Below are 13,897 nucleotides of genomic sequence, written 5' to 3' on the forward strand. Positions count from 1 at the left end.
TAAGGCTTAAATATGAGATGTGATGTTTTAACTATCTTCCCTGAGATAATAAGCGCTTATCTTGATGAAGGAATTCTAAAGAAAGCGCAGCAAAAGGGGCTGCTTGACGCAAGAGTCTGCAATATAAGGGACTTTGCCGCAGGCAGGCATAAAGAAACAGATGATTATCCCTTTGGCGGCGGGCCGGGCATGGTATTTAAACCCGAGCCGGTATTCAAGGCGATGGATGCCCTTAGTGAGGATGGGGAGCCGAGAAGGGTTGTCCTTCTGACTCCGCAGGGAAAGACCTTTGACCAGGCAATGGCAGAGGAATTCTCAAGGGAAGAGAAGAGGCTGGTATTTATATGCGGCCGTTATGAAGGAATTGACGAGAGGGTAAGGTTCTCGCTTGTTGATGAAGAGGTCTCTATCGGAGACTATGTATTGACAGGCGGGGAACTCGCTGCCCTTGTCATAATAGATGCTGTTACAAGGCTTATCCCGGGTGTTCTGGGTGATGAAAGGTCGATTGAGGATGAGTCGTTTTCATGGGGTTTGCTTGACTATCCCCACTACACAAGGCCCAGGGAGTTCAGAGGGCTTGGAGTCCCGGAGGTGCTCATATCCGGCAATCATAAGGATATAGAGGCCTGGAGAAGGAAAGAGGCGCTGAGAAAGACCATGCAGATGAGGCCGGAACTGCTTAAAAAGATTAATTTAACCGACTTAGATAAAATACTGATCTCAGAGATCAAGGAGGAGCAGTAAAATGAACGCTATAAAGACGATAGAAGAGGGTTTTAAGAAAGAGATACCCCATTTCAGGATAGGTGATACCGTTAATGTGAAGATGAAGGTCAAGGAAGGGGAAAAGGAGAGGATCCAGGCTTATCAAGGGGTGGTCATCGCCCGCAGCGGGGGCAGTATCCGCGAGAATTTTGTAGTCAGAAAGGTTTCATATGGAGTAGGAGTTGAAAGGATCATCCCCCTTCATTCTCCGCTTGTTGATGGGATTGAGGTCGTAAAAAGAGGCGTTGTGAGAAGGGCAAAGCTCTATTATCTGAGAGGCAAAAAGGGTAAGGCTGCAAAGATCAAAGAAAAGTCCTTCATCTCTTTATAACTATAACCAGGTTCAGGCAGAATAATAGTAATGATGAGCAGAACTCATTGAGTTTTGCTCATTTCTTTTTATTGAATTTTGAGCATTGTGCTTTTATTGAGGCCTTAGTTTAAGATGAACGCCCTACCGCCAAACTTTTTATATGATGAGGATATACGCAGGTACTTTTCTGTTATAGCCGGCATTGATGAGGCAGGAAGGGGGCCGCTTGCCGGTCCGGTTGTCGCAGCAGCGGTGATCCTTCCGGCGGGACTTGTCATACACGGGCTTGATGATTCAAAGAAGATACCCGAAAAAAAAAGGAAGAGGATATTCTGGGAGGTTGTGAGCAGGTGTACCGATGTCGGAGTCGGCATAATAGATGCAGGGATCATAGACAGGATAAATATTCTTCAGGCTACAAAGCTTGCCATGAAGACTGCGCTTGAGGGCCTTGTGTTGAAGCCGGATATTTTATTGATCGATGCTGTTAAACTGTCGGATATAAATATAAGGCAGGAGAATATAATAAAGGGTGATGCCAAAAGCGCTTCGATTGCCGCCGCATCTGTTGTTGCAAAGGTAGTAAGGGATGATATTATGCTTGATTACCATGTGGAGTATCCCGGTTACAATTTCATTGCTCATAAGGGATACGGGACCAGGGATCATATCGAATGCCTCTCTCTGCACGGGCCCTGCCCGATCCATAGAAAGAGTTTTGCCAAGGTTAAAGTTTAACGATTAATGCATAATTTTATTTTTTACAAAACATTGTTTACATCCACAGAAGTCTTGTGCTATAATTTTATTCGCTAAATAAGGAAAGGAAAATTAAATGGCAACTTATAACGAAAAGAAGACCGAGATAATTAAAAAGTTTGAACTTCACGGGACTGACACAGGTTCTCCGGAGGTTCAGATCGCTTTGATAAGCGAGAGACTAAACGCTCTTATGTCGCATTTTCAGACCCACAAAAAAGACCAGAACTCCAGAAAGGGGCTTCTGAAGCTTGTGGGGAGAAGACGCAGGCTGCTTGGCTATCTGAAGAAAACAGAGAGAAAGCGCTATGATAAGCTCATTGATGAGCTCGGCTTAAGGGGTTAGTTTCTAAATGATAAAAAAAGTTGAACTTAAAGTAAGAAGCAATTCGCTTGTCCTTGAAACCGGAAAATTTGCAAAGCAGGCAGACGGCTCTGTTATTGTAAAATATGGCGACACCATGGTGCTCGCGACAGTAGTTGCAAAGAAGGAAGCAAGAAAAGATATAGATTTTTTTCCACTCACCATTGACTATCAGGAGAAGACCTACGCTGCCGGCAAGATTCCCGGCGGTTTCTTTAAGAGAGAAGGAAGGGCGACTGAAAAGGAGACCCTGACATCCCGCCTCATTGACAGGCCGACAAGGCCTCTTTTTCCGGATGGTTTTTATTCAGAAACTCAGGGCATAGTCTCTGTCCTTTCATTTGGCGAAGAGAATATATCAGACATACTCGGCATTATAGGCATGTCTGCGGCACTTAGTATCTCTAATATACCTTTTGACGGCCCTGTTGGCGCTGTAAGGGTGGGCATCCTGGGCGGTTCATTTATCCTGAACCCGAACCTGCAGGAGACCGATTCATGTGACTTCTCTCTCGTTGTAGCAGGCACTGAGAATGCAGTTATGATGGTTGAGGGAGGAGGAACAGAGGTGTCTGAGGCTGTCCTTCTTCAGGCGCTTGAGCTTGCCCATAATGAGATAAAACGTTATGTCCAACTGCAGAAAGATTTTGTCTCAATAGCAGGCAAGGAAAAGAGAACGGTCACTCCGCCTGAGGCAAATGAAGAGTTATTGAACAAAATTTCTTCGCTCTGCATTGAGAAGATCAAGGGGGCAATTACGATCCCGGACAAATTGATGCGTCAGTCAGCCCTTGATATTATAAAAAGTGATGCGATTGCTGAACTGAATACAGCAGAGAATGACATATCAAGGGATATATCATCCGGATTCGAAAAAATAGAGAAAGACCTGGTCAGGAATATGATCCTCGAAAAGGGCCTTAGGGCTGACGGCAGAAAGCCGGACGAGGTCAGGAAGATAAACTGCGATGTGGGAATACTTCCAAGGGCTCACGGTTCAGCCCTCTTTCAAAGGGGAGAGACACAGGCTCTGACCGTTGTTACACTCGGCACCTCGGATGATGAGCAGAGGATAGATTCTCTTGAGGGAGAGTATAAAAAGGCGTTCATGCTGCATTACAATTTCCCGCCTTTCAGCGTAGGAGAAGTAAAATCTCTCCGGGGCGCGGGCAGGAGAGAGATCGGCCACGGCATGCTTGCTGAGCGTGCGTTGAAGACCATGCTTCCTGCAAGGGACAAATTCCCATACACAATAAGAATAGTATCCGACATACTTGAATCCAACGGTTCTTCTTCAATGGCTACCGTCTGCGGCGGAACTATGGCTCTTATGGATGCGGGCGTGCCTATAAAGGCGCCTGTTGCCGGTATAGCCATGGGACTCATTAAAGAAGGTGACAAGACAGTAGTTCTTACGGACATACTGGGACTTGAAGACCACCTCGGTGATATGGATTTTAAGGTGACCGGCACTTCAGAGGGGATAACCGCCTTCCAGATGGATGTCAAGATCAGCGACGTTACAAAGCAGATAATGGAAGTGGCGCTTGAACAGGCAAAGAAGGGCAGGCTCCATATTCTCGGGAAGATGAACGAAGTCCTTACAACGCCAAGGGAAGACCTCGCAAAGTATGCTCCGAGGATATACACCATGATGATCAAGACCGACAAGATAAGGGATATCATCGGAACGGGCGGCAAGGTCATAAGAGGCATAATAGAGGAGACCGGCGCCAAGATCAATGTAGATGATACGGGCCTTGTCAGCATCGCCTCAAATGATGAGGCATCAGCACAGAAGGCGATTGACATTATCAAGGGCATATTGGAAGAGCCTGAGATGGGTAAAATATATAATGCCAAGGTAATGAGGGTGGTTGACTTCGGCGCTTTTGTAGAGATATTGCCCGGAAAAGAGGCTCTGCTTCATATCTCCCAGATATCAAACAAGAGAGTTGAAAACGTCTCTGACGAGATAAAAGAGGGAGATGTCTTCCCTGTAAAGGTCATCAAGCTTGATAAAACCGGCAAGGTAGGCGTCAGCCGTAAAGATGCCATGCCAGAGAATTCATAAGGGCTCTACAGGGTTTTCTCCGACAGGGGAAAACCTGATTTTCTACTTTTAGTTTCATTCTAACAGTATCATATCCGAATGTATAAAAAGACGCTCCTTAACAACGGTATCCCGTTAGTATCATATAAATCAAATGATGTCCGTTCCGTCTGTGTCGGCATCTGGGTAAATACAGGCGCAAGGTATGAGAACCTCGCGAATAACGGTATCTCGCATTTTCTGGAGCACATGTTCTTCAAGGGCACTCTGAAGAGAAACGCGAAGGAGATCGCAATGGAGTCTGACAACCTCGGTGCGGAACTCAACGCCTTCACTTCGACCGAGAACACAACCTTCTATATAAAGGTGCTTGATGACCACCTTGGCAAGGCGCTTGAACTCCTGACCGATATTTTTCAGAACTCTACACTTCCTTCCGAAGATATAGAAAAAGAGAAGGGTATTATCGCTGAAGAGATAAAGATGGTCGAGGATTCGCCGTCTGATCTGGTTCATGATCTCTTCAGCAAAAGTGTATGGAGCGAGGAGGGGCTCGGTCTTTCAGTTCTCGGAAGGCTTGAGGTTATAGACGGATTCAAGAGAGACACTCTTACACAATACAGGAAAGAAAAATACGGAGCAGGCAATATCGTTGTCGCGTGCAGCGGTAACTTTAATGAGAGCCTTCTTGTCGAGCATCTTGAAAAGACTATCGGGTGCCTTGACAATGCCTCTACAGCAGGAGATCTGCCGCTTCAGAAATTTAACGGCGCCCTTAACATTGTAGCCAAAGACCTCTCAGAGTCGCATATCTGTCTCGGCCTTAAAGGCATCTCTGCAAAGAGCCCTGAAAGATACAAGATGTATCTCCTCAACACGATCATCGGCGCCGGCGCAAGCTCAAGGCTCTTTCAGGAGGTAAGGGAGAAACGGGGCCTTGTATATTCAATAGGCTCTTATAACTCTTCATATTCCGATAACGGGCTCTGGGGCGTTTATGCGGGCACTGACAAGAGCCATGTCAAAGAGGTGGTTGATATCACCGTGAATGAGATAAGGAATATCTCAGATACGGTCACATCAGAAGAGCTTGTCAGGGCAAAGAACCAGCTTAAGGGCAGCCTTATCTTCGCACTTGAGTCCATGAACAGCAGGATGACCAGCATCGCAAGGCAGGAGATAAACTACGGCAGATATTATACGCCTGAAGAGACATTGAAATTTGTAGATTCAGTCTCTCTTGAAGACCTTCAAGCCTTTGCCCGAAAACTCATTAACAACAGCCCGTTTGCCCTGACAGTTTACGGCCCGGTAAGCGAAGGGGATGTTAACGATTTTGAGAAGATACTGAAGTAGTTTTCCTGCCGGATAGTTTCATTTTTTTATTTCAAATCGTTTGCCTTTCTTTCTGCTCTTCTTTACATCATCAATGATTTCCTCAGCAGTTCGTTCATCATCCCATGAGCCTGATAAAGAAAGAAACTCCTTAGTCTCTTGTACCTTGCTATGAATGTGTCAATGCCTCGTTCATTCTGACGGCCTTAATTGTCTTTAATTCTTTTGCCTCATTCAGTTTCGCATTATGCATATCCCATCTAAGTTGCAGATTCATCCAGAAATCTTCTGAAACACCAAAGAATTTTGCGAGTCTTAAAGCTGTGCTGGGCGTCACGCCGCGGCGTTTATTGATGATCTCGTTAATCCTCTGGTAGGGGACATGGATTTCATCTGCCAATTCCCGCTGGGTTATACCCATAGGAATTAAAAATTCTTCAAGAAGTATCTCACCGGGGTGGGTCGGCTCTCTATGTGTTGGTATGCGAATCATCTTCCTCCACCTCCTTATTTAGTGATAATCGGTAATTTCAACGTCTTCTGCACCATCGTCCATCCACGCAAAACAAATGCGGAACTGATCGTTAATCCGTATGCTGTGCTGTCCAATTCGGTCATCCTTATTAATCACTTCTTTGTTTTTTGATTCTTTTTGTATTCCTGTATCTTTTCTTTTGTCAGTATGTCATGGCATTCTTCACACCAATATTGATCCCCAAGCTGTGAATAACCATCAGTCCCTAAATTAATAATGATCCCGCATCGGGAGCATTTTGTAGGTTCGTAAGCAGGCGGGTTCTCAAGCTTTTCAAAATTGTATTCATTAGTCCCGTACCAAACGTACATTTCCGTTTTAAAGGATCGCCTGCATTCCAGGCAGTCTTTCCAGTTGCCGCTGTGTCCTTCAGTCTGATGATAACCGCACAAGGTGCAGCTTCTATGATTCCTGCTGCAACTATTTCTGGCATAGGAAAATATGACATATTTATGTTCATCATTACATATCCAGTTTCCGCAACAAACTGTCTGGATCAGATTCGTCTTTTTCCCGCAAAGCCCACATCTCGGTTTCTCTTGTGTCTTTTTGCCCAGTAAAGGAATTACGTTTGATTTAGCTTTCTGTTTAGCCATATGCCTTCTATTGTTTTTTCTTTAACGCCAGAAATCAGCGGTTGCGCGGAGCGCAATCCGCTGGATTGATTTGTTATAGATATTAATTTTTTGTTACAGCAATAATAGCTGTTATTGCACTTATTATTGATACGATTGCAGATAACAAAGCCAATAGCCAGAGACGCGATTCTCGGATTGATCTTTCTGCCTCAATCACACGTCTTTGTAGTTCATCATCAGTGGCCTTGCGGTAACCCGAGATAGATTGCGTTATCGGTGCACCTTGAGTACTGCAACCTAATTCTTGTGCCCTTTTTTCTAGTGCTTGACCTTCTAATAATTTCTTCATATTTATTTCCTATAACAATTAATATGACCGCTCGTATTTCCTCAATCATTAATCATTTTAGAGAGTAATGATTAATAAATCAAGCAAAAAATAGCCTTTCAGTTAATGAATTATCTGGATTTATTCGTATTTGCTATGTAATATCCATGATATACGAACGGTCGTAATTTATGGATGTTTAAATCATAACTGATAAAAATGCAAAAAAAGATTTTGCCAGAATTTCAGGAGTTTTTGCTTTCAAGGAGACTTGTGCAGGAGTAATAAGCTGTCAGGTATCAGCAGTCAGCATTCGGCTAAAAAGAAGGGGAAATGTTATGAGAGATTTCAAAACACTCTCTGTATGGGGCAAGGCACATAGGTTGACTCAGAAAGTTTATCATGCTACTTCATCATTTCCACGTGAAGAAATATATGGTTTAACGAGTCAGATAAGAAGATCAGGCGCTTCCGTTCCTACGAACATAGCAGAAGGATGTGGAAGGAACAGTGATGCTGAGCTTGCGCGTTTTCTTGAGATAGCGATGGGTTCAGCAAGTGAATTAGAATATTTACTGATATTAACCCATGATCTTCATCTGCTCAACAGTGGAGATTATAACAGTCTTACAAGTGAGGTAATAGAAGTTAAACGAATGCTTGCTACATTTATCAAGAAGCTGAGAGCTGATAACTGAGAGCTGAATGCTTTTCAGTTCATACACTCAGGCACAGCTTCGCAACTCATCTGTTAATGAGCGGGGTAAATATCCGGGAGATACAGACTCTAATGGGACACAAGAATGTGGAAACAACCATGATTTATACTCATGTGATCAGAGATATTACTAAAGCTCCTCAAAGCCCGCTTGACAGTTTATATAGAAAAAGCAACACACCCCTAACCCCTCTTGATAGAGGGGAATAAAGAACTGGATTCCCGATCGGGTCGGGAATGACGAAGAGACAAGATTTCTCGCTTCGTTCGAAATGACAGCAAGATGGTTCCCCTCACCTCAGCCCCTGCCTACCGTCAGGCATGCCTCTTGATAGAGGGGAATAAAAGGAGCTGGATTCCCGATTCCCGCAAAACGGGACAGGCTCAGTCGGGAATGACATCATATCCTGCTCAGAAGATTAAGCATGTTATAATCACCCATGATGCCTGCTTCTCAGGAGAAAAGATTAAAAGTTCTTGTCCTCGAACCCTACTACGGCGGTTCGCACAGGTCATTCCTGAACAATATAAGTAATCTCAATTTTGATTTTGAGATCATGACGCTTAGTGCACGCAAGTGGAAGTGGCGGATGAGGCTTGCGGCGCCTTATTTTGCTGAGAAACTTCATAAGTCGGACAGGAAGTATGACAGGATACTCTGTTCATCTTTTCTTGATGTCGCCTCGTTCAGGGGCATGGCTCCTTCATGGGTGAGAGACGTCCCCCTGCTTACATATTTCCATGAGAACCAGTTTGAATATCCGGTTCAGGTTGATGATGAGCGTGATATTCATTTTGGCCTCACAAACCTGACAACAGCACTATCTTCTGACGGTATAGGGTTTAATTCTGAATACAACCTTTCAACTTTTCTTAAAGGCGCAGATGACCTTTTGAAAATAGCTCCAGGCATGAAGCTTAATGATCCCCTTAAAAGTATACGAGGAAAATCAAGGGTTATATCAGCAGGCATAGATTTCTCAGATATAGACTCATCAGCGGAAGAAGGCAGAAGCGGGATACCAGTAATACTGTGGAACCACAGGTGGGAACATGACAAATGCCCCGAGATCTTTTTTAAGGCGCTTTATGAATTGGATAAAGAAGGCATTGATTTCAGGCTGGTTATTCTTGGTGAATCTTTCCAGAGAAGCCCGAATATATTTAATGAAGCCAAGGGAATCTTGCCTCATCGAATCCTTCACTCCGGTTACGTGGATTCAAGGCAGGATTATTGCAGATGGCTGAAGATGTGCGATATAGTGGTTTCTACAGCAGCGCACGAGTTCTTCGGTATCTCTGTTTTAGAGGCGGTTCGTGCCGGATGCCGGCCGCTGCTTCCGAACCGGCTTTCGTATCCCGAGATCTTTCCTGAGGAGTTTCTGTATGGGGAAAAGGATCTTGTCAAAAGGCTTAGGGGACTGGTTCTTAAAAAGAAGCGTCTATCAGCCGAAGAATCAAAAAGGATTACAGAGCCGCATTCGTGGGCGAGGCTTGCGCATGATTATGAGGAGTGGTTAACTTTTAGAAGACAGTGACGAGGCGTTCAAAGGAGCTCTTCAGACGCTTTGATACAGAGAGAAGGATACCCTTCAGCAATTTTCCCCACAGCGCGGGATTTTCATTCATGAGCTTGTCGAAATCCTCTTTGGTTATTATCATGAGCGAGGTGTCATCAAGCGTCTCGGCGGTAACAGCCCTGCCGCTGTTATCAAGTATGCAGAGCGCGCCAATGAAAGACCCTGTGCCGTAGATGCCGAGCACTACAGGGTTGCCCTTTAACTCCGTCTCCTTGGATATCATCACCCTTCCCGATGCTACAAATGCGATGTAGTCGCAGCTGTCTCCCTCTCTCCAGAGTGTCACGCCTTTGGCAACATTCCTGCAGTGAAAATAATCCAGCAGTATTTTGAATTCCTCGGAATTAATGGAGATCAACTTTGTGAGTTCGCCTACGAGGTAGGAGCAGTATTCGTTATATTGATTTTGCATGCTTCTCAGCCTTTCAGGAGGTTTTTTATTCTAACACATAAAGGCTATGAACGAAGTTCAGATATTGCGGCGGCGGGTTATGTATCTCCATGCCCATGTTATATATGATCCCTGCAAGCGGCTCAGGTGTGATACGCAGCCATTTTATAGAGCAGTGCAGGTTGATCTCTTCTTTAGAGGGCAGCTGAAACCTTACTAAAACCCCTGCACCGGGGATGAATTCGACGACTTCTTCATCAGGAACTGATATCTTGAAGATCCCCACTTCAGAGAAGTTCTCAATTGATCCCCAATATGACTTTTTCTCAAGTACAACCTCAGCATCCAGCCTGTGATTTATGCGTTTTGAACGTCTTTGGTTACCCATAACCAGTTTATACACGCAAAGTTGGTGCCACTACTATATGAATTGTGAATTATTATATATTGCAATGAGTTATGGCTTTAAGATAAATATAATAAATACCATAAGTTGCGACTATGTGTAATTTCACACACATTAGGAAACCAGGCGAACCGCTGGCGGCAATTCATTAATTAAGAAAGAGGCAGGTCTCTGTGCAATACAGATACATTAAGCTTCTGTTTTTTGAGGGTTCTTTTGATCTCTTCAGCTATTGCAGGTGAGCGGTGCATGCCTCCTGTGCATCCTATGCCTATCGTAAGGTAGCTCTTGCCTTCCTTGATATAGAGAGGGATTATGCTGTCAAGAAGCGGGTAGAGTTTGTCGAGGAACTTTGTTGTATCCTCTTTTTGAAGGACGAAGTTTTTCACTTTTGCCGATGTGCCGGGATATTTTTTCAGCTCTTTGATAAAGAAAGGGTTTGGCAGGAAACGGACGTCAAAGAGAAGGTCTGATTCAAGCGGAACGCCGTATTTGTATCCGAAAGAGATAAGGGTGATCGCCATGCTTTTGCTCTTTTCTCCGAGATGGGAGCTTATGATAAGTTTTCTGAGCTGGTGCAGCGTTAATTTGGATGTATCTATTATCCTGTCAGCCTCTTTCCTTATGGATGAAAGGAGCTTCTTCTCTTTTTGTGTCGACTTTTTTATATCAGTCAGGCCGAGAGGGTGGGGACGCCTCGTCTCCTTGAACCGGCTCAGGAGCACATCTTCTTTTGCCTCAAGAAAGATCACCTCCATCTTAAACTTCTTTTTCAGGGCCGGGATCATATCGGAGAAGGCGGGCAGGAACTTGCCGCCTCTGATATCTACGCCGATGGCGACCTTTGAAACAGCCGGAGTTTTACTGCAGAGGTTTACAAAGGTTTTAATGAGAGTGACAGGAAGATTGTCAACACAGAAGAATCCGCTGTCTTCAAGGGCGTTGAGCGCCACCGTCTTTCCGGCGCCCGAAAGCCCTGTAAGCAGTATTGTGGAGAAATGTCCGGTTTTAAGGCGTTTCATTATTGCGGTTCTATATGCCCCAAATTGCCGTCTTTTCTTTTGTGCAGGACATTTATCTGGCCTGAAGATGCATTGGTGAATATAAAGAAATCCCTTTTGAGTATCTCCATCTGCATGGCTGCTTCATCAATGCTCATGGGCTTGGTATCAAAAGACCTGCTTTTTATTATGGCAGGGGCCGGTTCTGCGCTGGCAAAGGTCTCTCCGGGTTTGGCTCTTCCCTTTCTTTTGGATACGAGTTTTTCTTTATTTTTTTTGACCTGGCGCTCAAGCTTTTCAACAACCTCATCAATGGATGAATACATCTCATCTGTTATGCTTTCAGCCTGAATAAAAGAACCGTTGGCCTTTATGAGCACTTCTGCCTTGTGCCGGTACTTTTCAATGCTGAGGGTGACGGTTGTTTCTGTAACATCGCTGAAATACTTATTAAACTTCCCTATCTTCTCCTCAGCATATTTTTTCAGGTTGTCTGTAAGCTCCATATGTTTGGCATGTACTATAATGTTCATTCTTTCCTCCTGAATTTGATTAAAATTAAAAGCCGGTTATTAACAAATACATATTACTTCTGATAATTGTTCATGCCCATTTTTTGCGTTTGGTATTTGAAGGTATCTTTAGTTCCTCCCTGTATTTTGCTACTGTCCTTCGGGCTATATCAACCCCGTTGTTTTTAAGCAGCTCAGTTATTTTTTTGTCGCTGTAAGGTTTTTTAGGATCCTCATCCGCAATGAACGTTCTGATAGTCTCCTTGACATTTGAGGAAGGTATGCTGCCGCCTGTTGAAGATATCGCGTTGCTGAAGAAAGACTTTAAACTAACGAGACCCTGAGGGCACTGCATATATTTGCTGGAAGTTACCCTGCTTATCGTGCTTTCATGCATTCCAAGGTCTTCTGCAATGTCTTTCAATTTTAAAGGCTTAAGATGTTTAAATCCCTTTCTGAAAAAATCTTCCTGAAACTTGAGCAGGCTCTCTGTGACCCTGTAAATTGTTTTGTTCCTCTGGTCAAGGCTCTTGAGAAGCCAGAGGGCTGACCGGAGCTTCTCCCTGAGGAACTCTTTCTCTTCTTTTCCCAGATTTATCTTGTCTGCCAGGAGCCTCCTGTAAAAAGCTGATATCCTCAGCCTGGGGGTCCCTTCATTGTTCAGGGTTATTATGAATTGGCCGTCTGACTCTTCAACAAAGACGTCAGGTGTTATGTAATTAGGTTCATCAGAAGAATAATTTCTTCCGGGCCTTGGTTCGAGGCCTTCAATTATCTTCACGGCAGCCAGTATATCGTCAAAAGAGGCGTGCAGTTTTGAGGCAAGCCCCTTCAGGTTCTTCCGCTCCAGTTCATTAAAACCATGACGGAGTATATTTTCAACAAGAGTGTCCTGAAGTTCAAGCGGTTTCAACTGAAGGATCAGGCATTCCTGAAGGTTTCTTGCCCCGACGCCGGCAGGGTCAAATCCCTGCAAACTTGACAGCGCTTTCTCAGCGGTCTGGATGTCTGTTTCAGCGGCCTTTGCTATCTCATCAAGGGAGGCGTCAAGATAACCATATTCGTTGAGGTTGTTTATCATTATCTCGATTATATGGCCTATTGACTCCGGGATATTTGAAAGCCTTAGCTGCCACAGCAGGTGTTCGTAAAGGTCAGGTTTTTGAGTGTTGCGCTCAAAGGGGGAAGGCGTATCAATGCCTTCATTAAAATAACCAAGGTCTCTGCCGTCGCTCTCTCTTTCTTCAAAGTAGTTATCGGTCGTATATCCGAATATCTTCTCAAGAGGGGACTCGCTCTCTTCAACAGGTTTTTGGATCGCTTCATCCTCATTCTTTAATTCAGATGAACCCCCTTTTTCAAAAACATCGCCATCGCTGACCTCTTCCAGCAGCGGGTTGCTCATCAGCTCCTGTGTCAGCTCCTGTGACAGTTCAAGAAGAGGCAGTTGAAGCAGCTTGATAGACTGTTGAAGCTGGGGGGTAAGCACCAGTCTCTGGGATGTCGTCAGCTGAAGTTTTTGCTCCTGAAATGCCATTATAACCTGAACTCCTCGCCGAGATAGCTTCTTTTTACAAGTTCATTTGCTATCAGTTCTGTCGGGATTCCGTGCGCGAGTATCTTACCGTCGCTTATGATATATGCCCTGTCAGTTATCGAGAGTGTCTCCCGGACATTATGGTCTGTGATGATAAGGCCTATCCCTTTATTTTTGAGCTGCGAGAGAGTCTTTTTCAGATCCATAACCGCAATAGGGTCTATACCGGCAAACGGCTCATCCAGAAGTATGAACAAAGGGTCTATGGCAAGGGCCCTTGCAATCTCCACCCTCCGGCGCTCGCCTCCGGAAAGCTGGTATCCAAGCCTGTTTGCAAAAGGGGCAAGGTTGAATTCTTCCATTATGCCGCTCAGTTTTTGCTCTTTATTTTCAGTATCTGTCATCTCAATGACAGCCCTGATATTGTTCTCAACGCTCAACTTTCTGAATATTGAGACCTCCTGGGGGAGGTAGCCGATCCCCTTTCTTGATCTTTTATACATGGGGTATTTGCTCAGGTCTTCGCCGTCGAGATAGATGGAGCCGCTGTCCGGCTCAATAAGGCCGAGTATCATGTAGAATGAGGTTGTCTTGCCGGCTCCGTTAGGCCCGAGAAGCCCCACCACTTCTCCTGAATTGATACTCATGGTTATTCCGGAAACAACGGGTTTGCCGCTATAGCTCTTTTTCAGCTCTGTAATATCAAGAGTATGCATAAT

At 44.6% G+C, this 13,897-nt stretch carries 19 protein-coding genes; 9 read left to right on the forward strand and 10 right to left on the reverse strand.

Going from position 1 to position 13,897, the window contains the following annotated elements:
* Positions 1 to 12 precede the first annotated feature (12 nt).
* The 6 genes from trmD to HY807_08195 all read left to right on the forward strand — a co-directional run bounded on the left by trmD (position 13) and on the right by HY807_08195 (position 5,613).
* Entirely contained in the window at positions 13 to 747 is a 735-nt protein-coding gene (gene trmD / locus HY807_08170; GenBank protein ID MBI4826381.1) for a tRNA (guanosine(37)-N1)-methyltransferase TrmD, read from the forward strand.
* 1 nt (position 748) lies between these two features.
* A complete protein-coding gene (rplS, locus tag HY807_08175; GenBank protein ID MBI4826382.1) occupies positions 749 to 1,099 on the forward strand; it encodes a 50S ribosomal protein L19 in 351 nt (116 codons plus the stop codon).
* Positions 1,100 to 1,213: 114 nt separating this feature from the next.
* Positions 1,214 to 1,819: a ribonuclease HII gene (locus HY807_08180; protein ID MBI4826383.1), complete on the forward strand. Its 606-nt coding sequence runs from the start codon at positions 1,214 to 1,216 to the stop codon at positions 1,817 to 1,819.
* A gap of 97 nt (positions 1,820 to 1,916) precedes the next feature.
* On the forward strand, positions 1,917 to 2,186 hold the full coding sequence (gene rpsO, locus HY807_08185) for a 30S ribosomal protein S15 (GenBank protein MBI4826384.1): 270 nt from the start codon (positions 1,917 to 1,919) through the stop codon (positions 2,184 to 2,186).
* Positions 2,187 to 2,193: 7 nt separating this feature from the next.
* Complete coding sequence (pnp, locus tag HY807_08190; protein MBI4826385.1) at positions 2,194 to 4,278, forward strand: polyribonucleotide nucleotidyltransferase; 2,085 nt, start codon at positions 2,194 to 2,196, stop codon at positions 4,276 to 4,278.
* A gap of 78 nt (positions 4,279 to 4,356) precedes the next feature.
* Positions 4,357 to 5,613 carry an insulinase family protein gene (locus HY807_08195; GenBank protein ID MBI4826386.1) on the forward strand — a complete coding sequence of 419 codons (1,257 nt, stop codon included), beginning with the start codon at positions 4,357 to 4,359 and terminating at the stop codon, positions 5,611 to 5,613.
* A 148-nt stretch (positions 5,614 to 5,761) separates the two neighbouring features.
* Here the strand turns inward: HY807_08195 and HY807_08200 are convergent, their stop codons facing one another.
* From HY807_08200 to HY807_08215, 4 genes are all read right to left on the reverse strand, one after another.
* Positions 5,762 to 6,085, reverse strand: coding sequence for a HigA family addiction module antidote protein (locus tag HY807_08200; GenBank protein ID MBI4826387.1), 324 nt, complete (start codon positions 6,083 to 6,085; stop codon positions 5,762 to 5,764).
* 18 nt (positions 6,086 to 6,103) lie between these two features.
* Entirely contained in the window at positions 6,104 to 6,250 is a 147-nt protein-coding gene (locus tag HY807_08205; protein ID MBI4826388.1) for a type II toxin-antitoxin system RelE/ParE family toxin, read from the reverse strand.
* Positions 6,220 to 6,723, reverse strand: coding sequence for a hypothetical protein (locus tag HY807_08210; protein MBI4826389.1), 504 nt, complete (start codon positions 6,721 to 6,723; stop codon positions 6,220 to 6,222). Before HY807_08210 ends, HY807_08205 begins: the two co-directional genes overlap by 31 nt.
* A gap of 82 nt (positions 6,724 to 6,805) precedes the next feature.
* The gene (locus HY807_08215) at positions 6,806 to 7,054 is read right to left on the reverse strand and encodes a hypothetical protein (protein ID MBI4826390.1); all 249 of its coding nucleotides are present in this window, start codon (positions 7,052 to 7,054) and stop codon (positions 6,806 to 6,808) included.
* Positions 7,055 to 7,371: 317 nt separating this feature from the next.
* On the opposite strand from HY807_08215, the gene HY807_08220 reads away from it, so the two are divergent.
* The 3 genes from HY807_08220 (at position 7,372) to HY807_08230 (ending at position 9,289) form a co-directional block, all read left to right on the forward strand.
* Positions 7,372 to 7,731 carry a four helix bundle protein gene (locus HY807_08220; GenBank protein MBI4826391.1) on the forward strand — a complete coding sequence of 120 codons (360 nt, stop codon included), beginning with the start codon at positions 7,372 to 7,374 and terminating at the stop codon, positions 7,729 to 7,731.
* A complete protein-coding gene (locus tag HY807_08225; protein MBI4826392.1) occupies positions 7,728 to 7,961 on the forward strand; it encodes a tyrosine-type recombinase/integrase in 234 nt (77 codons plus the stop codon). The genes HY807_08220 and HY807_08225 overlap by 4 nt, the downstream gene beginning before the upstream one ends.
* A gap of 233 nt (positions 7,962 to 8,194) precedes the next feature.
* Positions 8,195 to 9,289 carry a DUF3524 domain-containing protein gene (locus tag HY807_08230; GenBank protein ID MBI4826393.1) on the forward strand — a complete coding sequence of 365 codons (1,095 nt, stop codon included), beginning with the start codon at positions 8,195 to 8,197 and terminating at the stop codon, positions 9,287 to 9,289.
* On the opposite strand, the gene HY807_08235 is transcribed toward HY807_08230, so the two are convergent.
* The 6 genes from HY807_08235 to lptB form a co-directional block, all read right to left on the reverse strand.
* Entirely contained in the window at positions 9,276 to 9,743 is a 468-nt protein-coding gene (locus tag HY807_08235) for a Crp/Fnr family transcriptional regulator (GenBank protein ID MBI4826394.1), read from the reverse strand. The genes HY807_08230 and HY807_08235 overlap by 14 nt on opposite strands.
* A 25-nt stretch (positions 9,744 to 9,768) precedes the next feature.
* The gene (locus HY807_08240) at positions 9,769 to 10,110 is read right to left on the reverse strand and encodes a PilZ domain-containing protein (GenBank protein ID MBI4826395.1); all 342 of its coding nucleotides are present in this window, start codon (positions 10,108 to 10,110) and stop codon (positions 9,769 to 9,771) included.
* A 170-nt stretch (positions 10,111 to 10,280) separates the two neighbouring features.
* Positions 10,281 to 11,150 carry an RNase adapter RapZ gene (gene rapZ / locus HY807_08245; GenBank protein MBI4826396.1) on the reverse strand — a complete coding sequence of 290 codons (870 nt, stop codon included), beginning with the start codon at positions 11,148 to 11,150 and terminating at the stop codon, positions 10,281 to 10,283.
* Positions 11,150 to 11,662 carry a ribosome-associated translation inhibitor RaiA gene (gene raiA / locus HY807_08250; GenBank protein MBI4826397.1) on the reverse strand — a complete coding sequence of 171 codons (513 nt, stop codon included), beginning with the start codon at positions 11,660 to 11,662 and terminating at the stop codon, positions 11,150 to 11,152. The genes rapZ and raiA overlap by 1 nt, the downstream gene beginning before the upstream one ends.
* Before the next feature lie 70 nt (positions 11,663 to 11,732).
* Positions 11,733 to 13,178: an RNA polymerase factor sigma-54 gene (rpoN, locus tag HY807_08255; GenBank protein MBI4826398.1), complete on the reverse strand. Its 1,446-nt coding sequence runs from the start codon at positions 13,176 to 13,178 to the stop codon at positions 11,733 to 11,735.
* Positions 13,178 to 13,894, reverse strand: coding sequence for an LPS export ABC transporter ATP-binding protein (lptB, locus tag HY807_08260; GenBank protein MBI4826399.1), 717 nt, complete (start codon positions 13,892 to 13,894; stop codon positions 13,178 to 13,180). Before lptB ends, rpoN begins: the two co-directional genes overlap by 1 nt.
* Between the last annotated feature and the right edge of the window lie 3 nt (positions 13,895 to 13,897).

This window comes from Nitrospirota bacterium, from assembly GCA_016207885.1.
GTDB lineage: Bacteria > Nitrospirota > Thermodesulfovibrionia > UBA6902 > UBA6902 > JACQZG01.